This window comes from Specibacter sp. RAF43 (genome assembly GCF_052114065.1).
Taxonomy (GTDB): Bacteria; Actinomycetota; Actinomycetes; order Actinomycetales; family Micrococcaceae; genus Specibacter.
Window position 1 is genome coordinate 103,588 of record NZ_JBFREA010000006.1, and the last position, 22,594, is coordinate 126,181.

24 protein-coding genes are annotated in these 22,594 nt (G+C 69.2%); 5 read left to right on the plus strand and 19 right to left on the minus strand.

All coding sequences use genetic code 11. The features are described from left to right. The first annotated feature begins 51 nt into the window (after nucleotides 1-51). Nucleotides 52-1,122 carry a DNA integrity scanning diadenylate cyclase DisA gene (gene disA / locus AB4Y80_RS05370; protein WP_442212417.1) on the plus strand — a complete coding sequence of 357 codons (1,071 nt, stop codon included), beginning with the start codon at nucleotides 52-54 and terminating at the stop codon, nucleotides 1,120-1,122. Nucleotides 1,123-1,139: 17 nt separating this feature from the next. Here the strand turns inward: disA and AB4Y80_RS05375 are convergent, their stop codons facing one another. Continuing rightward, entirely contained in the window at nucleotides 1,140-1,817 is a 678-nt protein-coding gene (locus AB4Y80_RS05375; protein WP_442212420.1) for a hypothetical protein, read from the minus strand. A 123-nt stretch (nucleotides 1,818-1,940) separates the two neighbouring features. On the opposite strand from AB4Y80_RS05375, the gene AB4Y80_RS05380 reads away from it, so the two are divergent. Further along, nucleotides 1,941-2,867: an A/G-specific adenine glycosylase gene (locus tag AB4Y80_RS05380; RefSeq protein WP_442212422.1), complete on the plus strand. Its 927-nt coding sequence runs from the start codon at nucleotides 1,941-1,943 to the stop codon at nucleotides 2,865-2,867. Between the two features lie 63 nt (nucleotides 2,868-2,930). On the opposite strand, the gene dhaM is transcribed toward AB4Y80_RS05380, so the two are convergent. The 9 genes from dhaM to AB4Y80_RS05425 all read right to left on the minus strand — a co-directional run bounded on the left by dhaM (nucleotide 2,931) and on the right by AB4Y80_RS05425 (nucleotide 11,898). Then, a complete protein-coding gene (dhaM, locus tag AB4Y80_RS05385) occupies nucleotides 2,931-3,656 on the minus strand; it encodes a dihydroxyacetone kinase phosphoryl donor subunit DhaM (protein ID WP_442212423.1) in 726 nt (241 codons plus the stop codon). Then, entirely contained in the window at nucleotides 3,657-4,298 is a 642-nt protein-coding gene (dhaL, locus tag AB4Y80_RS05390) for a dihydroxyacetone kinase subunit DhaL (protein WP_442212577.1), read from the minus strand. A gap of 2 nt (nucleotides 4,299-4,300) precedes the next feature. Next, the gene (gene dhaK / locus AB4Y80_RS05395; RefSeq protein WP_442212425.1) at nucleotides 4,301-5,302 is read right to left on the minus strand and encodes a dihydroxyacetone kinase subunit DhaK; all 1,002 of its coding nucleotides are present in this window, start codon (nucleotides 5,300-5,302) and stop codon (nucleotides 4,301-4,303) included. A gap of 120 nt (nucleotides 5,303-5,422) precedes the next feature. Continuing rightward, nucleotides 5,423-5,929, minus strand: a complete 507-nt coding sequence (locus tag AB4Y80_RS05400) for an amino-acid N-acetyltransferase (protein ID WP_442212579.1) — start codon at nucleotides 5,927-5,929, stop codon at nucleotides 5,423-5,425. A gap of 98 nt (nucleotides 5,930-6,027) precedes the next feature. Next, complete coding sequence (locus tag AB4Y80_RS05405) at nucleotides 6,028-8,520, minus strand: ATP-dependent Clp protease ATP-binding subunit (protein WP_442212427.1); 2,493 nt, start codon at nucleotides 8,518-8,520, stop codon at nucleotides 6,028-6,030. 184 nt (nucleotides 8,521-8,704) lie between these two features. Next, a complete protein-coding gene (locus tag AB4Y80_RS05410; RefSeq protein ID WP_442212429.1) occupies nucleotides 8,705-9,034 on the minus strand; it encodes a histone-like nucleoid-structuring protein Lsr2 in 330 nt (109 codons plus the stop codon). A 94-nt stretch (nucleotides 9,035-9,128) separates the two neighbouring features. Next, nucleotides 9,129-9,284 (minus strand): hypothetical protein, encoded by a 156-nt coding sequence (locus AB4Y80_RS05415; RefSeq protein WP_442212431.1) that lies wholly within the window; start codon nucleotides 9,282-9,284, stop codon nucleotides 9,129-9,131. A gap of 12 nt (nucleotides 9,285-9,296) precedes the next feature. Further along, entirely contained in the window at nucleotides 9,297-10,745 is a 1,449-nt protein-coding gene (gene lysS / locus AB4Y80_RS05420) for a lysine--tRNA ligase (RefSeq protein ID WP_442212581.1), read from the minus strand. Between the two features lie 106 nt (nucleotides 10,746-10,851). Further along, nucleotides 10,852-11,898, minus strand: coding sequence for a LacI family DNA-binding transcriptional regulator (locus AB4Y80_RS05425; RefSeq protein WP_442212432.1), 1,047 nt, complete (start codon nucleotides 11,896-11,898; stop codon nucleotides 10,852-10,854). A 164-nt stretch (nucleotides 11,899-12,062) separates the two neighbouring features. Here AB4Y80_RS05425 and uriH point away from each other — a divergent pair, with 164 nt between their 5' ends. The 3 genes from uriH (at nucleotide 12,063) to AB4Y80_RS05440 (ending at nucleotide 15,530) form a co-directional block, all read left to right on the plus strand. Further along, nucleotides 12,063-13,061, plus strand: a complete 999-nt coding sequence (gene uriH, locus AB4Y80_RS05430) for a uridine-preferring nucleoside hydrolase UriH (RefSeq protein WP_442212434.1) — start codon at nucleotides 12,063-12,065, stop codon at nucleotides 13,059-13,061. Further along, nucleotides 13,058-14,494, plus strand: a complete 1,437-nt coding sequence (uriT, locus tag AB4Y80_RS05435) for a uridine transporter UriT (protein WP_442212437.1) — start codon at nucleotides 13,058-13,060, stop codon at nucleotides 14,492-14,494. Before uriH ends, uriT begins: the two co-directional genes overlap by 4 nt. A gap of 79 nt (nucleotides 14,495-14,573) precedes the next feature. Continuing rightward, the gene (locus AB4Y80_RS05440; RefSeq protein WP_442212440.1) at nucleotides 14,574-15,530 is read left to right on the plus strand and encodes a ribokinase; all 957 of its coding nucleotides are present in this window, start codon (nucleotides 14,574-14,576) and stop codon (nucleotides 15,528-15,530) included. Nucleotides 15,531-15,577: 47 nt separating this feature from the next. On the opposite strand, the gene panC is transcribed toward AB4Y80_RS05440, so the two are convergent. From panC to folE, 9 genes are all read right to left on the minus strand, one after another. Continuing rightward, nucleotides 15,578-16,498, minus strand: a complete 921-nt coding sequence (gene panC / locus AB4Y80_RS05445; RefSeq protein WP_442212442.1) for a pantoate--beta-alanine ligase — start codon at nucleotides 16,496-16,498, stop codon at nucleotides 15,578-15,580. A 1-nt stretch (nucleotide 16,499) separates the two neighbouring features. Continuing rightward, nucleotides 16,500-17,450 carry a Rossmann-like and DUF2520 domain-containing protein gene (locus AB4Y80_RS05450; RefSeq protein ID WP_442212444.1) on the minus strand — a complete coding sequence of 317 codons (951 nt, stop codon included), beginning with the start codon at nucleotides 17,448-17,450 and terminating at the stop codon, nucleotides 16,500-16,502. Continuing rightward, on the minus strand, nucleotides 17,440-18,894 hold the full coding sequence (locus AB4Y80_RS05455; protein ID WP_442212446.1) for a PH domain-containing protein: 1,455 nt from the start codon (nucleotides 18,892-18,894) through the stop codon (nucleotides 17,440-17,442). Before AB4Y80_RS05455 ends, AB4Y80_RS05450 begins: the two co-directional genes overlap by 11 nt. Continuing rightward, a complete protein-coding gene (locus AB4Y80_RS05460; RefSeq protein WP_442212448.1) occupies nucleotides 18,891-19,427 on the minus strand; it encodes a PH domain-containing protein in 537 nt (178 codons plus the stop codon). The genes AB4Y80_RS05455 and AB4Y80_RS05460 overlap by 4 nt, the downstream gene beginning before the upstream one ends. Beyond that, nucleotides 19,420-19,890, minus strand: coding sequence for a DUF3180 domain-containing protein (locus tag AB4Y80_RS05465; RefSeq protein ID WP_442212450.1), 471 nt, complete (start codon nucleotides 19,888-19,890; stop codon nucleotides 19,420-19,422). The genes AB4Y80_RS05460 and AB4Y80_RS05465 overlap by 8 nt, the downstream gene beginning before the upstream one ends. A gap of 126 nt (nucleotides 19,891-20,016) precedes the next feature. After that, nucleotides 20,017-20,553 carry a 2-amino-4-hydroxy-6-hydroxymethyldihydropteridine diphosphokinase gene (gene folK / locus AB4Y80_RS05470; RefSeq protein ID WP_442212453.1) on the minus strand — a complete coding sequence of 179 codons (537 nt, stop codon included), beginning with the start codon at nucleotides 20,551-20,553 and terminating at the stop codon, nucleotides 20,017-20,019. Beyond that, nucleotides 20,550-20,954 (minus strand): dihydroneopterin aldolase, encoded by a 405-nt coding sequence (gene folB / locus AB4Y80_RS05475; protein ID WP_442212583.1) that lies wholly within the window; start codon nucleotides 20,952-20,954, stop codon nucleotides 20,550-20,552. Before folB ends, folK begins: the two co-directional genes overlap by 4 nt. 35 nt (nucleotides 20,955-20,989) lie before the next feature. Further along, nucleotides 20,990-21,940: a dihydropteroate synthase gene (gene folP / locus AB4Y80_RS05480; RefSeq protein ID WP_442212455.1), complete on the minus strand. Its 951-nt coding sequence runs from the start codon at nucleotides 21,938-21,940 to the stop codon at nucleotides 20,990-20,992. Nucleotides 21,941-21,949: 9 nt separating this feature from the next. Then, complete coding sequence (gene folE / locus AB4Y80_RS05485) at nucleotides 21,950-22,582, minus strand: GTP cyclohydrolase I FolE (protein WP_442212457.1); 633 nt, start codon at nucleotides 22,580-22,582, stop codon at nucleotides 21,950-21,952. Between the last annotated feature and the right edge of the window lie 12 nt (nucleotides 22,583-22,594).

The following is a 22,594-nucleotide window of genomic DNA, read 5'->3' on the forward strand; positions in this document are numbered from 1 at the left end:
ATGGCAATGTGACTTGTGTGGATTCCCGCGCTCGAAAAGAAGGATTAGTCAATGCTTCGCAGCCCCGAAGAGGCCCTCAGGGCCACTCTTGCCCGTGTTGCCCCGGGCACGCCGCTGCGGGACGGGCTTGAAAGAATCCTGCGCGGGCGCACCGGGGCCCTGATTGTGCTCGGTTCCGACCGGACCATCGACAGCCTGTGCTCCGGCGGCTTTGAGATCGGCATCGACTTTGCCCCCACGCGGCTGCGCGAACTGGCCAAGATGGATGGCGCAATCGTCTGCGACAAGGATGCGACCAAGATCTTGCGGGCGGCCGTGCAGCTGGTGCCGGATCCGAGCATTGAGACCCAGGAGTCGGGCACCCGGCACCGCACGGCCGAGCGGGTGGCCATCCAGACCGGCGTGCCGGTGATTTCCGTCAGCCAGTCCATGCAGATCATCGCCCTGTACATCGACGGGCTGCGGTACGTGCTGGAGGGTTCGGAGAAGGTGCTGGCCCGCGCCAATCAGGCCCTGGCCACCCTGGAACGCTACCGGGCCCGCCTGGACCAGGTGACCAGCTCCCTCTCCGCCCTGGAGATCGAGGCCATGGTCACCGTGCGCGACGTCGCCGTGACGTTGCAGCGCCATGAAATGGTGCGCCGCATCTCCGAGGAAATCGCCCACTACGTGCTGGAACTGGGCGTTGACGGGCGCCTGCTGTCGCTGCAGCTGGACGAGCTCTCCGCCACCCGCGGCGCCGGGGCGGACATGGTGATCCGGGACTACACCGATCCCGACACCACCGACGTCGACACCGCCGTGGCCGCCCTGCAGGGCATCGACCAGGCCAATCTCATCGACCTGAACCTGATTGCCGGTATTGTGGGGCTCTCCTCCGGCAACGAATCCCTGGACACGATCATCCAGCCCCGCGGCTACCGCCTGGTCTCGGGCCTCAAGGCCGTCCCCCGCGCCGTGGCCGGCCGCCTCGTGGATCACTTTGGCGGCCTGCAGGACCTGATGGCCGCCACGATCGATGAGCTCATGGTGGTGGACGGCATCGGCGAGCTGCGGGCCCGCACCGTCCGTGAAGGCCTCTCCCGCATCGCCGAGGCCAGCCTGCTGGACCGGTTCCTGTAAGCCGTTCCGCCCCCGGCTTATTGGAGCTGGAAGACAACCTTCGCGCTGGACCACTTGCCCAGCGTCGCCACAAACACGTAGGTTGCCCCGCCGCCGCCGGGCCGGGCGGCTTCGGCGGCGCAGCCGGGCGCGCTGCGGTTGCGCCGCCACGTGAAGTTCGCCGACTCCGACGCCCCCGGCTGCAGGGTCTTGACCAGGTCGGTGGCGCCCACCTGGCAGTCCCGGGAGTTGAAGATGAGGTCGGTGCCGCTGGTGATCTTGTATTGCATCTGGCTGGTGCCCACGTTGATGTCGCACGGGGACTTGCCGGTGTTGGTCACGCGAAGGGTGAGCTTGGGCTCCTCGGCGGGCGCGTATGAGGCCCTGTCCGCCACACCGGTGACCCTGATCCCCTTTTCATCGCACACGGACGACGCCGGCGAGGCGGCTTTCGCCTCCGGCGCCCCTGCCGTCGGCGTCGTGCGGCCGGCCCCCGCCCCGGTTCCCGCTCCCGGATTGCCGGGACCGGCGTCGGACGGGCCAAAGACACTGCCGAGAAAACCGGCCAGCGCGAATCCGCCGCCGATCAGGCCGGCCACCAGCATCAGGGCCAGGAGGCCGGCCACCAGGCGGCGTCGCCGGTACACCCTGGCGGAGACTGTCGGCGTGCGGGCAGGCTGGGGCGCGCGCTTGCCGCCGGTTCCGTTTGTGCCCACGCATCCAGCGTAGCCAAGCCCGCGCCGCTGCCGGGCCCACCACGCCGCCGGGCGGCGCCGGTGAACTACAGTGGAACTGCTCACACGCCATCCGCGGCGGGGCCTGACCGTAAGGGAGATGCTTTGCACCGGGCTGTTGTGGAGTGGTTTGCGGCCAATGCCCGGGACCTGCCCTGGCGCGGCGACTGTTCGGCCTGGGGCGTGCTGGTCAGCGAGATCATGCTCCAGCAAACGCCCGTGGTGCGGGTGCGGCCCGTCTGGGCGGAATGGATGGCCCGCTGGCCGGCCCCGGCCGATCTGGCCGCCGAGCCGGCCGGAGAGGTCCTCCGGGCGTGGGGCCGCCTGGGTTATCCGCGCCGGGCGCTGCGGCTGCATGAAGCGGCCAAAGAGTTGGTTTCCGCGCATGGGGGCAAGGTGCCGTCCACGTACGCGCAGCTGCTCGCGCTGCCGGGGATCGGCACGTACACGGCGGCGGCCGTGGCCGCCTTCGCCTTTGGGCGGCGGGAGACGGTGGTTGATACCAACATCCGGCGTGTCCAGGCCCGGCTGGTGTCGGGGCTGGCGCTGCCGGCGCAGTCGCTGACCGCGGCGGAAGCGCGGCTGGCGGCGTCGCTGCTTCCCGAGGATCCGGGCCGCTCCGTGCAGTGGAATGCCGCCGTCATGGAGCTTGGCGCCTTGATCTGTACGGCCCGCAGCCCCAAATGCGATCTCTGCCCTGTCCGCGACGAGTGTGCCTGGATCGCCGCCGGGCAGCCCGAACCCACGTACATTCCCAAGGGCCAGCCGTGGGCCGGGACGGACCGCCAGGTCCGCGGCGCCGTCATGGCCGTCCTGCGGGCGGCGGATTCCCCCGTGCAGGCGGAGTTGTTGTGGGCCCCGGCCGCCGTGCTGGAGTCAACGCCCATCCCCCACCCCGGCGCCGTGGCGTCCTCCCTGCGCCGGCTGCACGACCTCAACACGCACGCGCCGCAGCTGGAGCGTGCCCTGGCCGGGCTGCTGGCCGACGGCCTGGCCCAGCTCTCCCCCGCCGGCTATCACCTGCCGCACTGACCCGCCCCCCGTTGAACTGACAGCACCCGCGGGTCCGGCCGCCCCGGCCACCCACGGGTGCTGTCAGTTCAACGGGGGCTCGCCGAATCCGTCCTGGACCGCCGCGCGCACGAAGTCGACGGCACGCTGGGCGTCGGGGCCGGTGGCGCGCACGCGCAGCTCGCTGCCCTGCCCCGCGGCGAGCGTCATGAGCAGCATGACCGACTGCCCGTCCACCCCGTTGATCTCGATGTCCACATCCATGGCGCCCAGTGCGCCGGCGAGGACGGCCGCCGGACGGGCGTGCAGGCCCAGCGGGTTGACCAGCGTGAGCACCGCCGTCACGGCACCGCCCACCGTCCCAGGCACGACGCCGGACGCCCCGGTTTCCGCCATGCCGGCGGCTTGCGCTGGGGTCGCGGGCCGGGCCCCGCCCGGATCGAGCGCGGTTTCGGCCGCCTTTTGCACCACCGCCAGCGAGGCCCCGGACTGCGCCGCGACGGCGGCCGCCACGGCCCCCTCGACCAGCGGGGCATCGGCGAGCAGCACGTTCGCCGGGTTGCCCAGGAACTCGAGCGCCGATTCGGCCGTCATGACGGCGGAGCCGAGATCGGTGAGCACCAGCACGCCGTCGCCCGTATCGGCGGAGCCCAGCGCGTCCATGACCTTCTCCAGCGATGTCCCGAGGCCGGCGTCGTCGGTGCCGCCGGCGGCAACCAGGGTGACGTCGCGCGCCATCTGGGCGGCCAGCTCCACCACCCCGGCCGCCAGTTGGGCGCTGTGCGAGACAATCACCAGCCCGACGCTCATTCACGGCCTCCCGGACGCTTGCGCGGCATCGGCGGCGGCGCGCAGGATCATCGCGGAGGACACCGCCCCCGGATCGCGGTGCCCGATGGCGCGCTCGCCCAGGTAGCTGGCCCGGCCCTTGCGCGCGATGAGCGGATCCGTGGCGACCGCCCCCGCCTCGGCGGCCAGCGCGGCGGCGGCCAGCACGTCGGCCGGCTCCGTCCCCGCGGCCGCGGCCGCGTCAACGGCGGGCGTCCAGGCGTCGATCATGGTCTTCTCGCCCACCTCGGCCTTGCCGCGCGCCACCACCCCGTCCCGGGCGRCGGTCAGGGCGGCGACGAGCAGGGCGGTGTCCAGCACGCCCGCCTCGCCCACGGCCGTGGCCGCGCGCAGGAAGGCGGTGCCGTACAGCGGCCCGGCGGCGCCGCCCACCTTGGACATGAGCGTCATGGCGGCCAGCTTGAACGCGGCCCCCGGGCTGGCCGGGGTGTCCTCGTCCAGCTTCACCAGGATCGCCTGAAAGCCGCGGTCCAGGTTCTCGCCGTGGTCGCCGTCGCCGATGGCCCGGTCCAGCTCGCTCAACGCCACCCGGTTCAGGGCCACGACGGCGGCGCTGCGGCGCAGCCAGTCGACCGCCCAGGCGCCGTCCAGGGTTCCCGCCATGCTCACACTCCCCAGCGCAGGGCCGGAGTGTTCACGGGGGCGTCCCACAGCTGCGTCATTTCCTCATCCAGGCGCAGCACCGAGATGGAGCAGCCCTGCATTTCCAGCGAGGTGATGTAGTTGCCCACGAGCGAGCGCTCCACGGTCAGGCCGGCGTCGGCCAGCACCTTCGCGGCGTGCCGGTAGACCACGTACAGCTCGCTGGCCGGGGTGCCGCCCATGCCGTTGACGAACAGGAGCACCTTGTCCCCGGGGGCCGGGGAGAGGTCGGTGAGGATGGGCTCGAGCAAGCGGTCCGTGATGCCGTCGGCGTTCTCCATGGGGATGCGGTGCCGGCCGGGTTCGCCGTGGATGCCGATGCCGATCTCGATCTCGTCGTCGCCCAATTCAAAGCTGGGCACCCCGGCGTGGGGCACCGTGCAGGCGGACAGCGCCACGCCCATGGTGCGCACGTTCTCGTTCACGCGCCGGCCGATGGCGGCAACGGCGTCGACGTCGTCACCGCGCTCGGCGGCGGCGCCCGCGATCTTCTCCACCAGCACGGTGCCGCCAACCCCGCGCCGCCCGGCCGTGTACAGCGAGTCCTCGACGGCGACGTCGTCGTTCACCAGCACGGTGCGCACCTCGATGCCGTCGGCCTGGGCCATCTCGGCGGCCGTCTCGAAGTTGAGCACGTCGCCGGTGTAGTTCTTCACAATGTGCACGACGCCGGCGCCCGAGTCCGCGGCCGCCGTCGCCGGAATGATCGCGTCGGGGGTGGGTGAGGTGAACATGGCGCCGGGGACGGCCGCGTCCAGCATGCCCAGCCCGACGTAGCCGGCGTGCAGGGGCTCGTGCCCGCTGCCGCCGCCGGAGACCAGGCCCACCTTGCCCGTCTTGGGTGCGTCCTTGCGGGTGACAAAGAGCGGATCGGGGTGGACGGTGACAAGGTCCGCATGGGCCAGCCCGAACCCCTCCATCGATTCGTCAACCACAGTCCTGGGATCATTAATGAGTTTTTTCACGACGGAACCCTCCAAGTTGAACAGTGAGCCAAGCGAAGCGGGTGATGGCGGCCGCGCCGGAATCGCCCCCTTCTTGCACACTACCCGCCGGTGTTCTGCGGTGGTAGGGGTGTCTGCTCCCTAGAGCGTGCGGATCATGCGGGTGTTGCCGAGGGTGTTGGGCTTCACGCGTGCCAGGTCCAGGAATTCGGCGATGCCCTCGTCGGCGGATCGCAGCAGTTCCGAGTACACGGCCGGGTCGACGGCGCTTTGGTCGGCCATGACCGTGAAGCCGTGGCGCACAAAGAAATCCACCTCGAACGTCAGGCAGAAGACGCGGCCGACCCCCACGTCCCGGGCCTTGGCCAGCAGCCGCTCCACGAGCGCATGCCCCACGCCCTTGCCCCGCCACGGGTCGGCGCTGGCGAGGGTGCGGATCTCGGCCAGGTCCTCCCACATGACGTGCAGGGCGCCGCAGCCGACTATGTCGCCGTCCACCTCGGCCACCAAAAACTCCTGGATGGATTCGAAATAGGTGACGGATTCCTTGGCGATCAGGATTCGCCGCTCCGCCAGCGGCGCCACCAGTTCCTTGATCGCCTGGACGTCGGAGGTGCGGGCCGGGCGGAGCGTGATGGCGGTGGTCATGGAGTCAACTGTCACGGATTCAGTGTACCGGCGTTAAACGCCTCGACGCCGGTGGCCCGCCTGGGGAAGGCGGGTCACCGGCGTCGAACGACTCCGGTCTAGGAGGCGGAGGCCGTGATGGCGTCCGGGATGTTCGGCTTGGCGGTGCCGACGAACGTGAACTTGGCCTCGTCACCCTCGCCTTCGACGTCCACGGCGATGATGTCCCCAGCCTTCAGCTCACCGAAGAGGATCTTCTCGGAGAGGTGGTCCTCGATCTCGCGCTGGATGGTCCGGCGCAGCGGCCGGGCACCCATGGCGGGATCGTAGCCGCGCGTGGCCAGGAGCACCTTCGCGGCGGTCGTCAGCTCGATGCCCATGCCCTTGTCCGCCAGGCGGCCTTCCAGCCGGCCCACCATGAGGTCCACGATCTCGATGATCTCATCCTGGGTAAGCTGCGGGAACACCACCACGTCGTCAACACGGTTGAGGAACTCGGGGCGGAAGTGCTGCTTGAGCTCCTCCGTGACCCGGGCGCGCATCCGGTTGTAGCCGGTTTGGATGTCCGTGCCGGACTGGAAACCCGTCGTGACGGCCTTGGAGATGTCCCGGGTGCCCAGGTTGGTGGTCATGATGATGATGGTGTTCTTGAAGTCCACCACCCGGCCCTGGCTGTCCGTCAGGCGGCCGTCCTCCAGGATCTGCAGGAGCGAGTTGAAGAGGTCGGCGTGCGCCTTCTCCACCTCGTCGAAGAGAACCACGGAGAACGGGCGCCGGCGCACCTTCTCGGTCAGCTGGCCGCCCTCTTCGTAGCCAACATAGCCCGGAGGGGCACCAAAGAGGCGCGAGACCGTGTGCTTCTCCGAATATTCGGACATGTCCAAGGTGATCAGGGCGTCTTCGTCACCGAAGAGGAACTCCGCGAGGGCCTTGGCCAGTTCAGTCTTGCCGACCCCGGTGGGCCCGGCAAAGATGAACGAGCCGCCGGGACGCTTGGGGTCCTTCAGCCCGGACCGGGTCCGGCGGATGGCCTGGGAGATCGACTTGATGGCCTCATCCTGGCCCACCACGCGCTTGTGGATCTCGTCTTCCATCTTCAGCAGGCGCGAGGACTCCGCCTCGGTCAGCTTGAACACGGGGATGCCGGTGGAGTTGGCCAACACCTCGGCGATGAGTTCCTCATCCACCTCGGAGATATCATCCAGGCCCCCGGACTTCCACAGGCGCTCCTTCTCGGCGCGGGCGGTGATGAGCTTTTGCTCGTCGTCGCGGAGGGCCGCGGCGCGCTCGAAGTCCTGGGCGTCAATGGAGTCTTCCTTGCGCTTCTTGACCGCGGCGATCTCCCCGTCCATGGCCTTGAGCTCCGGCGGGGCCGTCATGCGGCGGATGCGCAGCCGCGCACCGGCCTCGTCGATCAAGTCGATCGCCTTGTCCGGCAGGAAGCGGTCGCTGATGTAGCGGTCCGCCAGGGTGGCGGCGGCCGTCAGGGCGCCGTCCGTGATGGAAACCCGGTGGTGCGCCTCGTAGCGGTCGCGCAGGCCCTTGAGGATCTCGATGGCCAGCGGCACGGACGGTTCCTGCACCTGGATGGGCTGGAAGCGGCGCTCCAGCGCCGCGTCCTTCTCAATGTGCTTGCGGTATTCATCCAGCGTGGTGGCACCGATGGTCTGCAGCTCGCCGCGGGCCAGCATGGGCTTGAGGATGGAGGCCGCGTCGATGGCGCCCTCGGCCGCACCGGCCCCGACGAGGGTGTGGATCTCATCGATGAACAAGATGATGTCGCCGCGGGTGCGGATTTCCTTCAGGACCTTCTTCAGGCGTTCCTCAAAGTCGCCGCGGTACCGGGAACCGGCCACCAGAGACCCCAGGTCAAGCGTGTACAGCTGCTTGTCCTTGATGGTTTCGGGCACGTCGCCGCGGACGATGGCCTGCGCCAGGCCCTCGACGACGGCCGTCTTGCCGACGCCGGGCTCACCGATCAGGACAGGGTTGTTCTTGGTGCGGCGGGAGAGGACCTGCATGACGCGTTCCATCTCATGTTCGCGCCCAATGACGGGGTCAAGCTTGTTTTCGCGCGCGGCCTGGGTCAGGTTCCGGCCAAATTGGTCGAGCACCACGGAGCCGGCGGGGGTGCCCTCTTGCTGCTGGCCGCCGCTGGCGACCGGTTCCTTGCCCTGGTAGCCGGAGAGCAGCTGGATGACCTGCTGGCGGACCCGGCCCAGGTCGGCGCCGAGCTTCACCAGGACCTGGGCGGCAACGCCCTCACCCTCACGGATCAGCCCGAGCAGGATGTGCTCGGTGCCAATGTAGTTGTGGCCCAGCTGCAGCGCTTCGCGGAGGGAAAGTTCCAGGACCTTCTTGGCGCGCGGGGTGAACGGGATGTGCCCGCTGGGGGCCTGCTGCCCCTGCCCAATGATCTCCTGGACCTGTTCCCGGACACCGTCAAGGGAAATGTTCAAGGACTCCAGGGCCTTGGCGGCAACACCCTCACCCTCGTGGATGAGGCCGAGCAGTATGTGCTCCGTGCCGATGTAGTTGTGGTTGAGCATGCGGGCCTCTTCTTGGGCCAGCACGACAACGCGTCGGGCTCGATCGGTAAATCGCTCAAACATTTTCGCCACACTCCTCTTACTGCGTACTTTGATGCTACGCAGTACCCGGCCACCGTGGGGGCGTGTTCGCCACAGGGGAAATAACCGGCTCCGCCCCGTCGGGCACCCGCCCAGGGATTAACGCGCGACGGCGAGATCACCACGTGTGGTGATCTCGCCGTCGTTCGTGCCCGTGCGGGGCCGGTCAGCCCTGGGCGGCGTAATACGCGTTGCGGACATCGGCCTGGATGCGGCCGCGCTCGTGGACGTCATATCCATTGGCACGTGCCCAGGCGCGAATGTCGCCAACATCACTCTTGGCTTTCGGCGCTGGTGTTCCGCGGCCGCGCACGGCCCGGCCGCCGGCGCGGCGGCCCGCGGAAATGTATTTCGCCAATGCGTCGCGCAAGGCCTGGGCATTGCCAGCGGACAGGTCAATTTCATAGTTGATCCCGTCCAGGCCAAAAATCACGTTCTCATCGGCCGGACTCTGGTCGATATCGTCCACCAGGGTGACATGAATCTTCTGTGCCATGGTATTTGTCGCCTTACGTTTGAATTGAGCTACATATGCTGCACCACAAATTATGACTGGTGTTTGTGCTCGAGTCAAAGGATCATTCTTAAGGCTATTGTGCGGGTGTGTCGCCGTTGTTCGCGGAGTCGTGTTCGGCCTGCGCCAATGCGTCGCGTTCGGAGCGGTCCGCATTGAAAATGGCCTTCATGGCGAAGTAAAAAAGAACTCCCACCCCTAAAGACGGGACGATTACTGCAACATATTCCATAACCTTCAGCTTCTACTCAGGTTTCATCAAGGGAAAGAGGATGGCCTCGCGGATTCCGACGCCGGTAAAGAGCATCACCAGGCGGTCCACGCCCAGTCCGAGGCCCCCCATTGGCGGGGCGCCGTATTCCAGGGCGCGCAGGAAGTCCTCGTCCAGTTGCATGGCCTCGGGGTCGCCCGCAGCAGCCGCCAGGGACTGCTGGGTCAGGCGTTCTCGCTGGATGACGGGGTCCACCAGCTCGGAGAATGCCGTGCCGGTCTCCTTGCCGTCAATGACCAAATCCCACGCCTCGATGAGGTCCGGCTTCTCGCGGTGCGGGCGGGCCAGGGGCTGCGCGGACGGCGGATAGTCACAGACAAAGGTCGGCTGGATGAGCGTCGGCTCGACAATCTCGCCAAACAATTCCACCACCAGTTTTTCGGCGTCCCAGGTGGCGTCAATCTTTACCTCATGGCGCACCGCCAGCTCCCGCAATTCATCGGCGGAGGTGGCGGGCGTGATTTCCCGGCCAACGGCGTCGGACAATCCCTGATATACGGGCAGCCAGGGCCATTCGCCGTCGAGGTTTATCTGGCCGCGGTCGGTCTCTATGGTCCGGGACCCCACCGCATCCGCGGCGGCGAGAATAATTTGCTGCATGGTCTTGGCCATGGTGAATTGGTCGCCATAAGCCTCGTAGGCCTCCAGCATGGTGAATTCCGGGCTGTGCGTGGAATCGACGCCTTCATTGCGGAAGATGCGCCCCACTTCAAAGACCTTGTCCATGCCGCCCACAACGGCCCGCTTCAAATAAAGCTCAATCGCAATCCGCAGCGTCATGGGCTGGTCAAAGGCATTCAAGTGCGTCCGGAATGGCCGGGCCGCGGCGCCGCCGTGAATAAGCTGCAAAATGGGAGTTTCGAGCTCAATGTAATCGTCGGCGTGCAGGGTATCCCGAATTGCCTTGACAATGGCGGAACGGGCTTTGACCTGCTCGCGCGCGGTGTCCCGGACGATCAAGTCGACGTAGCGGCGGCGAACACGCATTTCCTCGGAAAGTTCGGCGTGCAGGACCGGCAGGGGGCGCAGCGCCTTGGAGGCCATGGCCCAGGTGTCGGCCATGATGGAAAGCTCCCCGCGCTTGGAGCTGATGATCTCGCCATGGACAAACACGTGGTCGCCGAGGTCCACCAGGGCCTTCCAGTCCGCCAGCAGGTCGGCGCCGATGTTGGCCAGCGACAGCATGATTTGCAAACGCGCGCCGGCCCCCGACTGCAGCGTGGCAAAGCACAGCTTGCCGGTATTGCGGACGAACACGACCCGCCCCGTGACCCCGGCCATCTCGCCGGTGGCCGCGTCGGCTTCCAGGGTGGGGTATTTCTCCCGGATTTCCTCCAGGGTATGGGTCCGCGCAACGCCTACCGGATAGGCCTGGCCACCCCGTTCCAGCAATTTGGCACGCTTTTCCATACGAACGTGCATTTGCTCTGAAACGTCGCTGGCTTCCAAGGTCACGGTATTTTCTGCGCTCACCAGACCAGTTTAGTTGGTGAATCTGAATGAACCCTCCGCGCCATTGATGCGGCGCCTACGCCGGGCCCGCGGCACCGCTCTTGGTCGAGCCGCGGACCACGAGCGTGCTGTCCAGCACCAGCGGGGACCGGGCCACGTCCTCCCCGGCCATGAGCCGGCGCAATTGGCCACCGGCGGCCCGGCCCAGCTCGGTGGCGGGCAGGTGGACGGTGGTCAGCCCCGGGTTGGAGGTTTCCGAGTACGGGAGATCGTCAAAGCCGGCCACGGCCAGCCGGCCGGGCACGTCCACGCCCGCCACCCGGGCCTCCTGCAGGACCCCGTAGGCGTGCGTGTCGGTGCAGCAGACGACGGCGGTCACCCGCTCTTGCTCCCACCCCGGCCAGGCGCGGGCGAAGGCGAGCGCGGCGGCCCCGACGTCGATGGTGGTGCGCACCGGTGCCGGCACGTGGATGCCGCGGGCGGCGGCCCGGCGGCAAAAGGCCTCCCGGCGCTCATGGAACGTCTGCGTGCCGGTCACGCTGTCCAGGTAGGCAACGGTGCGGTGGCCCAGCTCGGCGAGGTGGTCCGCGAGCAGCCGGGCACCGTGCGCGACGTCGAAGTTGACCGCCGGGGCTGCACTTTCAATCCCGGCGGCATCCAGGAGCACCATGGGTCCGGCGGCCGGCAGCTCAGCCAGGAAGAGGGCGCTCGGGGCGTCCACGAGCAAACCGGCCGGGCGCAGGGACAGCAGGTTGCGCACGTCCTGGGCGGCGGGACTCTGCCCGGGGTCGGTCACCGAGAGGAGCAGCTGGTAGTCACGGCCGATCGCCTCGCGGACGCCGGCGATGACCTTGGCAAAAAACGGGTTGGAGACATCGGGGGCCACCAGGAGCACAATGTTGCTCCGGCCCCGGGCCAGGGAGCTGCCCAGCCCGTCCACCACGTAGCCGAGCTCGGCGATGGCCCGCTCCACCTTGGCGATGTTTGCCGCGGACACCCGTCCGGCGGTCTTGCCGTTCGTCACGAGCGAGACCGTGGCGGTGGAGACCCCGGCCCGGGCCGCGACGGCCGCCGCGGTGGCGCGCGCCGGGCCGGCCGGATGGGACGACGCGGTTCTGTGCATGCCTCGATGGTACGTGGCCGGGGGCCATTTCCCCGACCGCAACGGATCAAGCGCTTGACGTGAGGGACGTTAAGCGCTTGACGTTCGGCGTTTTGCGGTGCCACACTTGACGGGTGAGAACCCCGGACCTTTGCTGGACTGGTCCCCGATGACGTGGAGAAAACGTGAACCCCCAACAGCAGCAATCCCCCGCCGGGGCAGCCGGGCAGGCAGCCGGGCCCCGCAAGATCATCCTGGACTGCGATCCCGGCCACGACGACGCGGTGGCGATCCTGCTGGCCCACGGCAACCCGGCCATTGAGCTGCTCGCCGTGACCACCGTGGTGGGCAACCAGACCTTGGAGAAGGTCACCCGGAACGCCCTGGCCGTGGGCACGATCGCCGGCATCACCGGCGTCCCCTTCGCGGCCGGCTGCCCGCGCCCGCTGGTGCGCACCATCGAAAACGCCCCCGACATCCACGGCGACAGCGGCATGGACGGGCCCGCCCTGCCCGACTCAAGCATCGCGCTGGACCCCCGCCACGCCGTCGACCTCATTATTGAAACCGTCATGGCGCACGAGCCCGGCACGGTGACGCTGGTGCCCACCGGCGGGCTGACCAACATCGCCCTGGCCGCGCGCAAGGAGCCGCGCATCGTGGAACGGGTGCAGGAGGTTGTGCTCATGGGCGGCGGCTACCACGTGGGCAACTGGAGCCCGGTGGCCGAGTTCAACATCAAGATCGATCCCGAGGCCGCACACATCGTCTTTAACGAGAAGTGGCCGGTGGTCATGGTGGGCCTGGACCTCACCCATCAGGCACTGGCCACCCCGGAGGTGGTCGCGGCCATCGGGGCCGTGGGCACCAAGCCGGCCCGGTTCGTGTTGGAACTGATGGAATTCTTCACCAAGACGTACAAGGACGCCCAGGGCTTTGACTACCCGCCCGTCCACGACCCGTGCGCCGTCGCGTACGTGATCGACCCCACCGTCATGACCACGCAAAGGGTCCCGGTCGACATTGAGCTCACCGGCACGCTGACCCTTGGCATGACCGTGGCCGATTTCCGCGCCCCCGCCCCCGCCGACTGCAACACCTCCGTGGCGGTCGACCTGGACCACGAGAAGTTCTGGCACCTGGTCACCGACGCCCTGGTGCGCATCGGCGAGGTGGATGCATGAGCCCGGCCGCGGCCGGCACGGAGGCCGGGTTGCTCAGCAAGCCCGGCAACGTGACCGTCCTGATGGTGGCCCTGCTGACGGCCTGCGTGGCCTTCCAGCTCAACGCCTCCATGCTCAGCCCGGCCCTGGTCACCATGGGCGAGGAACTACACACCGACCAGGCGGCGATTGGGCTCTCGCAGACCTGGTTCTTTACCGCCGCGGCCGTCTTCTCGCTGTTTCTGCCGCGCCTTAGCGACATCATTGGCCGCAAGAAGGTGCTCGTGGCCATGATGGTCATGATGGGCGTGGGCTCCGTGGTCTCCGCCCTGGCCCCGGATGTCACCTGGCTGTTCGTGGGCCGCATCATTCAAGGTGTCAGCGGCCCCACCGTTCCCCTGTGCCTGATCATGCTCCGCTCCGCCGTGCGGGACCCCAAGCGGTACGGGGCGCTGATGGGCCTGATCACGGCCGTCAACGGCGGCATCGCCGGGATTGACTCGTTTGTGGGCGGCTACTTTGCCGAGCATTTCGGCTTCCGCAGCATCTTTTGGCTGATGGTGGCCATGGCGATCGTCGCCGCCGTGCTGCTGGTGGTGCTGGCCGGTGAAAGCAGGCCCGGCGCCGGCACCACCATGGACTGGCTGGGCGTGTTCTGCATCGTGGTCGCCGTCGGAGCCCTGCTCACGGCGCTCAACGAGGCCACCAAGCTGGTGGGCGGATTCTCCACCGGCCCGCTGCTGGCCACCGCGGCGCTGGCCGTCGTCGCCGCCGCGGCCTTCATGGCTTTTTGGGCCGTGGAAAAACGTTCCAGGCACCCCATGGTCGAGACCGCGCACCTGCGCCAGCGCGCCACCTGGGCCCCGCTGCTGACCACCACCCTGACCATGACCGGCATCTTCGCCGTCATCAACGGCATTGTGCCCGCCTACGTGCAGGCCGCCGACCCGGGATTCGGGATCGGCCCGACCGAGATGAGCCTGCTCATCCTGACCCCCTACGCGCTGCTGGGCTGGGTCTTTGGTCCCATCACCGGGCGCCTGGCACCCGTGCTGGGCTACACCAGGGTGCTGCGGATCGGCCTGCTGGGCAGCGTCGCCGCCCTGGCGATCATTGGCTTCCTGGGCCTGCACAGCCTGCCGCTGATGATCACCGGGACCGTGCTGCTGGGCATCATGTACGCCGGCACGGTGAACATCATGCTCAACGGCCTGGGCGTGGTGCTCTCCCCCGCGGGCAACCCGGGGTTCCTGCCCGGCATGAATGCCGGCGCGTTCAACCTGGGCGCCGGGCTGAGCTTCCTGGTGCTCCCGGCCATCCTGGTGGCCACGGCCCCGTTGGGCGGGCAGGGTTCCTACCTGACCGTGGTGGTGGTGTCCCTGGTCATCACGGCGGGCGCGTTTGCGGCCTCGCTGCTGGTGCCCAAGCCCGTTGACGCCGAGGTCGGTGCCTGACGTGGCCACCCCGGAAAACCCCGGCATGGCAGAATCATCTGCGGGCGGCACGACGGCCGCCCCAACTGAAAGGGCGGCCGTGTCGAAACGAATTGTGGTGGCCGGATCCCTCAACGCGGACCTCACCATCTACTGCGAACGGCTGCCCGCGCCGGGGGAAACCCTGCACGGGCGCGGCTTTGCCGTGAACCCGGGCGGCAAGAGCGCCAACCAGGCGGTCGCCGCCGCCCGGCTCGGCGCACTCGTCACGTTGATCGGCGCCGTGGGCGAGGACGCCAACGGCGATCTGCTGGTGGCCTCCACCGCCGGCGCGGGCGTGGACGTCAGCCACGTGCACAGGATTGCCGAACCCACGGGCGTGGCCGTCATTTCCGTGGAGGACAGCGGCGAAAACAGCATCATCATCTCCGCCGGCGCCAACGGAACCCTGTCCCCCGCCGCCATGGACCCGGCCCTCTTCGCCGGGGCCGGCGTGGTGTGCCTGTGCCTGGAGGTCCCGCTGGCCACGGTGCACGCCGCCGCCGCGGCCGGGCACGACGCCGGGGCAACGGTGCTGCTGAACCTCTCGCCGTACGCGCCGGTGCCCGACGGGCTGGCCCGCCTGACCGACGTGCTGCTGGTCAACGCGCACGAGGCCTCCGCGTTCTTGGGCGGTTTTTCCCTGCCCGCCCCGGCCGCCGCGGCGGACGCCTGGCGCGGGGCCGGGGAGGAATTTGCCCGCCGCGGGCTGCACAAGGTCCTGGTGACGCTCGGGTCGTCCGGCTCCGTGGTCCTGGACGCGGCGAATGCGGCCGAGCCCGTGGTGCGGATCGCACCGACCCGGGTGGATGCGGTGGACACCACCGGGGCCGGCGACGCCTTCACCGGCGCGGTGGCCGCACGCCTGGCCGCCGGTGATTCCCTCGCGGCGGCGGCCCGCTACGCGTCCGTGGCGGCCGCCCTGGCGGCCACGAAAAAGGGCACCCAGGCCGCGTACCCCTCCGCCGGGCAGGTCGCCGCGAAACTCAGGGCGGTGGAAACGGACATCCGCCCCTAATACGACAGGGCGCGAATGTCCGTTTCCACCGCGGGGCGACGGTTCAGCTACCCCAGGTTGACGTTGTCGATGAGCCGGACCGGTCCCACCTTCGCGGCGATCAACGCGACGGCCGCCCCGGTGAACGGGGTGTCCTGGCAGTTTTCCGCCCGTATCTGCAGGGTTTCCGGGTCCACCACCTCCAGGTAGTCCAGCTCCACCCCGGGGGCGCTGCGCACCAGCGCCTCGGCCGACGGGATGTCAAGCGGTTCGTGGGCGTCCGCGCGCCGGCCCAGCAGCCGCAACGCACGCCAGAGCACCAGCGCCGCATCCCGTTCCGGCGCCGACAGGAAGCGGTTGCGGCTCGAGAGCGCCAGACCGTCGGGATCGCGGACGGTGGGGACCTCCACAATGTCCACCGGAAAGTTCAGATCGGCCACCATGCGCCGCACCAGCGCCAGCTGCTGGGCGTCCTTTTGGCCAAAATATGCCCGGTACGGCGCCCTGCCGGTGCCGTCCGCCACCAGGCCGCTGCCGGGCAGGGCCGCGTGCAGCAGCTTGGCGACCACGGTCAGGACACCGTCAAAATGCCCCGGCCGGGAGGCGCCCTCATACAGCCCGCCCAGGACGCCGGCCCGGATCCACACCGCCGGTTCGCCATCCGGGTACATCTCCGCCGCCGACGGGGCAAACAGCAGGTCCACCCCGGCGGCCGAGAGCAGGGCCAGATCCGCCTCCATGGTGCGCGGGTACCGGGCCAGATCCTCGGGGTCGCCGAACTGGAGCGGATTGACAAAGACGCTGGCGACGACGACGGCGTTCTCGGCCACCGCCGCCCGGGCCAGTTCCGCGTGGCCGGCGTGGAGTCCGCCCATGGTCGGTACGAGTCCCAGCGTGCCCGGGTGGCCGCTCCCGGGCAACTTCTCGGCCAGCAGGGCCCCGGTGGCCGCCCGGAGCTCGGCAATGGTGGAAACCAGGACAGTGGTCATATCAGTCGCTTTCGTCAAGGGGAGGGGTTTGCTCGGGTGCGCCCGTGGCCGGGCCGGCGTCGTCCGCGGTCAGCGCCGCCTGCACACCCAGGTAGGCGTCGGCGGACAGCAGCCGGCGCCGGGCGGCCCGGGTGGCGGTGGCCGCCGATAGGGCCAGATAGGCGTCAATGATATCCGCAGATCCGGTGTCCAGGGCGTGCTCGCGCAGGGCTTCGGTGTGGGCGGCGACGGTTCCGGTGTCCCCGCGCGCCACCGGCCCGGTGAGCGCCGACTCCCCGGATGCCAGCGCATTCTCCAGCGCGGCGCGCAGCAGCGGTCCGAGCACCTGGTTGGGCGCCTCGACGCCGATGTCGCCGAGGATCTGCGCCGCCTGCGCGACCAGGGTGACCAGGTGGTTGGCCGAATGGGCCAGGGCCGCGTGGTAGAGGACGCGGTCCGCCTCGGCGATGACGACCGGTTCGGCCCCCATCTCCACCACGAGCGCCTGGGCGATGGGCAGCATGGCCGGTTCGGCCGTGATCCCGAACGAGCAGTCCGTCAGCCGGGCCAGGTCAAGGCTCATCCCGGTGAACGTCATGGCCGGGTGCAGGGCCAGGGTGATGGCGCCGGCCGCCTTCGCCGGGGCCAGCACCCCGATGCCGTACCGCCCGGAGGTGTGGGCCACCAGCTGGCCCGCCTGCCAGGCGCCGGTCGCAGCCAGCCCGGTCACCAGCGCCGGGAGGGCGTCGTCCGGGACGGCCAGCAACACCAGCTCGGCGCGTTCGACAATGTCCGGGATCTGTTGGACCGGAACCCCGGGCAGCAGCAGCTCGGCCCGGTCCCGCGAGGCCTCCGACACCGCGGAGACCCCGACGACGGCGTGCCCGGCCGCGCGCAGGGCCGCCCCCAGCACGGCCCCCACCTTGCCGGCTCCGATGACTCCAACGCCGAGGCGTCCTGGCTTAGCGGGCATGCGGCCCCTCCTGGGGTTGGGCTTGGGGTTGGGCCAGCCAGTGCTCGACGGCGTGGATGCGGCGGGCGGTGGCGGCGCGGACGGCTTGTTCGTCGAAGAGGCGGCGGCCGGCGTCGAGCGCCATGTGGTGGACCAGCGGCTGGATGGGGCCGGCGGTGGAGTGCAGCTCAAAGTCGACCAGGCCAAGTGCGGCCATGAGGGGACCCTGGCGCAGGCTCAGGGATTGGGTGCGCTCGTGCGGGACCACCTGGAGGCGGCGAAAGAGGATCCCGTGCCGGCACAGCAGGGCCGTGTCCGTGGCGCGGAACGCGTTGTACCGCCAGGCGAGCGGGTCGATCCACCGGGCCGAGCGCGGTGAATGAACAAAGCCCTCGGTGTTGCCGGGGCCGCGGAGCCCTGCGGTGAAGACGTCCACCGGGTTCGGGACGCCGGGCTCCGGAAAGACCAGCGCCAGCACGGCCATGACCTCCTGGAGCGTTCCGGCGGGCAGCAGGACGGTCCGGTTGCCGTTATCGGCGCGGTCGGCGCCGTAGCCGGCGACGTTGACGTGCACCCGGTACCAGCCAAACGGCCGCCAGAAGGGGCCCTGGCTGATCCCGACGGCCTGCACCCGGCCGGGCGGGATGGTCTGGGAGCGGGTCTCGAGCATGCCGTAGTGCAGCCGGACCCCGTCGGGTGAGACGGCCACGCGAAAGTTGAAGTCCCGGGTGACGCCCTTCCAATAGGATGCCGCCAGGCCGATCAGGATCGGGACGAACCCCAGGAAGACGGCGAATTCCCCGCTCCAGACGCCGAGGGCGACGGCGACGGCCACCACGGCGACGGACACCGCCGACAGTCCGCTCAACAACACGGATCCGATGATCCGGCCGGGGGCCAGGGCCAGCACGTGCCGTTCGGGCGCCTCCGTCACGTCCTGGGGCGCCGCCGGGTCGACGTGCACCCCGGCCGCGCGGGCCAGGATGGCGGCGCGCAGCCGCTTGGCCTCCTCCAGCTTAAGGAAGGACAGCTTGATGGCCGATTTCCCGCCGTCGGCGACCTCAAACTTCAGCTCGGCCAGCCCGAAAAAGCGGGCGAGCAGCGGCTGCACGACGTCGATGGCCTGCACCCTGTCAATGCGGGCCCGGCGTTGCTGGCGGAAGACGATGCCGGAGTTGATGTGCACCTGGGAGTCCGTGACCTGGTAGCGGGTGAAGCGCCAGGACAGGTAGAAGGCCAGGGAAAAGACGACGACGGCGACCCCCACCACCGCCAAGATGACGCCGGCCGGTGCGCCGGAGGAGTTGGAGTTGGAGTAAAACACTGAATCCAGGGAGTTCCGGCCAAAGAGCACCAACACGGCGGCAACGGCCACCCAGCCGCGCACCAGCGGTGAAATGGGGTGGACACGGTGCCAGTCTTCGGGGCCGTCGGTGCGAAACGAGGCGGCCGGCAGCTCCGTCACAGCCCGGCCAGTTTCGCCTCACCGCGGGCGGAGAGCTGCTCGCGCAGCCGGGCGGCCTCGGCGGCGGGCAGCCCGGAAAGCACCGCGTTGGTGCCAGGTGATGCGGTGTGCAGGTGGATGCTGCTCAGCCCCAGCATCCGCTCCAGCGGGCCCATGGTGACGTCCACGTACTGCATCCGCCCGTAGGGGACCACCATGACCCGGTGAAACATGATGCCCTGGCGGATCAACAGGTCCTCGTTGCGTTCGGCGTACCCGATGGCCCGCACCTGGCGCGGCACCAGGGCCAGGGCCCACAGCACAACGGCCAGGACGGCCGCGGGGAGGGCCCAGGCCAGCCAGCCCGGGAACCGGGACCACACGCCGGTTTGGGCCAGGACCAGGGGGACGGATGCGAGGGCCAGGAACACCAGCCCGGAGCCGCCGCGTTCAATCAGGCGGGCGGTGACGAGCTTGCTTGAGACGCGCAGGAACACGACGCCGGAGGGGTCGATGGCGCTGCGGTGCGAGGTGGTGGGGGGTGAGCTAGGCAAATTCTTCCTTCCCGTGGCCTTCGCGCCGCGCCCGGTTTGGGGGAGTTGCGTCCGTATCCTCCGGCGGGAGCTTGCAGAAGCGCTCCACGATCAGGCCGGTGACGATCATGGCGACGCCGCCGCCCATCACGGCCGCGATCTGGCCGACGATGCCCAGGTCGGTGCGCAGGGACAGGGTGGGCAGCTGGTTCAACAGGATGCCCGCGTGCCAGCCCAGCAGGACGGCCCCGGCATAGGCGCAGGCCTGGGCCAGGACCAGGGTTCGGGCGGCCAGCAGCGGGTCCAGGTGCTTGTCCCGGTTTCCGTTGCGCCACCGGCGAACCTTCAGGCCCAGAATCCAGGCCACCACCACGATCAGGCCCATGGTGGAGAGCGAGCTCAGCGGCAGCACCGGCAGCGCCAGGCTGGCGCGGCCGGTCAGCTCGGTTGCCACCCAGCCGGCAACCGCCAGGACGATGGTCACGGTCACCAACCATGCAGGCCGGATGGTCCGCATTGTGCTCCTCATTGTTGCCTCACCGGTTCGCATTGCGACTTCTATATCAACGATATAGTTTTTTCACCCGTTGCGGCGTTCCGCCTGCCTGCTTTACGTGGACCGTTCCCGCCCCTCGCCGGCGGCGTCGAGCTCCGCGTGCGCGATCCCGGGCATGTCCGCGGCCGCGGCGGCCAGTTCGGCGACGGGGCGCCCGTCCAGCAGGGCGTTGGGGTCCATCAGCGACCACGGATACAGCACAAACGCTCGCTGCGCCGCGCGCGGGTGCGGCAGCGTCAGGAACGGGTCCGCACTGTGGAGATCCCCGTAGCTGATGATGTCAACGTCCAGGGTGCGTGCGCCCCAGCGGACCTCGCGCACCCGATGGTGGGCCGCCTCCACCGCATGGCAGTGGGCCAGCAGCTCGTACGGGTCCAAGGTGGTGTCCACGGCGATGACCATGTTCAGGAAGTCCGGCTGCCCGGCGGGGCCGCCCACGGGCTTGGTCACCACCACCGGGGAGACGTCGCGCAGGCGCACCTCCGGGCGGTCTACCAGGTCGGCGACGGCGGCATTGAGCGTGCCGTGCCGCTCGCCGAGGTTGCTGCCCAGGGCCAAAATCACGCGGGTCAGGGGGCGAGGTGCGCTCACGCCCTGCTCCGGTGCACGGTGATGCTGACATCGGCAAACGGCACCTGGATGGGCGCCTTGGGCTTGTGCACCGTCACGTCCACGGCAACGACGCCGGGAAAGTCGGTCAGGATGCGTTCGGCGATGCGGACGGTCAACGTCTCAATCAAGTCCAGTGACTCGCCGCGAATCAGGCCGGCAATGGTTTCGGCGACTTCGCCGTAGTTGGCGGTCCGCGTGAGGTCATCGCTTGCGGCGGCCGCCGAAATGTCGGTGTGCAGGGCGGCGTCGACAATGAACGGCTGGCCGTCACGCTTCTCGTGGTCAAAGACGCCGTGGTACCCGATGGCGGTGATGCCGGTCAGGGTGATGACGTCCGCGACTCCGCCGGAGCCAAAGACCGTCCCGGTGGTGTCCGCCAGGGGATCGCCGGCGGCGGACCGGCCCGCAACGGCGCTCACAGGGCCGCGGCCGCGTTGAGGGCGGCCAGCCGTGCCTGGCGGGCCTGGTTTTGCCGGGCGGCGACCTTCACGGCGTCAAGGCTGGCGCCGACGTCGTGCACGCGCACCCCCCACACGCCCTGGGCCGCGGCCAGCGCGGAGGTGGCGGAGGTGGCGTCGTCGCGCTCTTTGGGAGCGGCGGCCTTGCCGGCGGTCGTGAGCAGCGAGCCCAGGAACCGCTTGCGGGAGGTGCCCACCAGGACCCGGTTGCCCAGTTCGGCAACGCGGGCCAGGTTGGCCAGCAGCTCCCAGTTCTGGTCCGCGTTCTTGGAGAAGCCGATGCCCGGGTCCACGATCAGCATTTCCGGCTTGACGCCGGCGGCGTAGAACCGTTCGCGGACCTCGGCCAGTTCCCGCACGACGTCCTCGACCACGTCCGTGTACTGGGTCAGCGCATCCATGGAGCGGGAATTGCCGCGGCTGTGCATGAGCACGTACGGCGCCTGGCGCTCGGCGATCAGGGCGATCATCTCCGGGTGGACGTTGGTGCCCGAGACGTCGTTGATGAGTCCGGCGCCGGCGTCCAGGGCCAGGGCGGCCGTGGAGGCGTGGCGGGTGTCCACGCTCACCAGCGCCCCCGCCTTCGCCAGGGCCTCGATGACGGGCATGATGCGGCGCTGCTCCTCGGCCTCGTCCACGTCCTCGGCACCGGGGCGGGTGGACTCGCCGCCGACGTCGATGATGTCCGCGCCGCCGTAGAACAGGCGCAGGCCATGGGCGATCGCCGTGTCCAGCGAGTTGTACTCGCCGCCGTCGCTGAAGGAGTCGGGCGTGCAGTTCAGGATGCCCATCACCACCGTCCGCTCGGTTGGCAGGGCGGCAAACGTGGCCACCGACTTCCGGGACCGGAGCACGGGCAGCGGTGAGGTGGCCGGACCGGTACCCGGGGCGGCTGCGAGGGAATCCATTATGTGTTCTTACCTTCCAAGAATCAGGCTCATGGCCTCGGCCCGGGTTGCGGGCTCATGTAGGAGGCCGCGGACCGCGCTGGTGACGGTCTTGGCCCCGGGTTTGCGCACGCCCCGCATGGACATGCACATGTGTTCACATTCGATGACGACAATCGCGCCGCGGGGCTTGAGGTGCTTCACCAGCGAATCGGCGATCTGGCTGGTCAGCCGTTCCTGGACCTGGGGCCGCTTGGCGTAGATGTCCACCAGCCGGGCCAGCTTGCTCAGCCCGGTCACCCGGCCGTCCGCGGACGGGATGTAGCCGACGTGGGCGCTGCCGTGGAAGGGCACCAGGTGGTGTTCGCAGGTGGAGTAGAAGGGGATGTCCTTCACCAGCACCATTTCCTCGTGGGCGATGTCGAAGGTGATCCCCAGCACGTCGCCCGGGTTTTGGTGCAGGCCGGAGAACACCTCGGCGTATGCCTTGGCCACGCGCTTGGGTGTTTCGGCCAGCCCGCTGCGGTCCGGGTCCTCACCGACGGCGAGCAGGATTTCCCGCACGGCCGCCTCAATGCGCGGCAGGTCCATATGCCCGCCGGGCGCGCCCGCGCCCAGGGTGCCCTGCTCGGTGAAGCCGGGGTCGTCGTCGTAATCAGTCACGGATGTGATCCT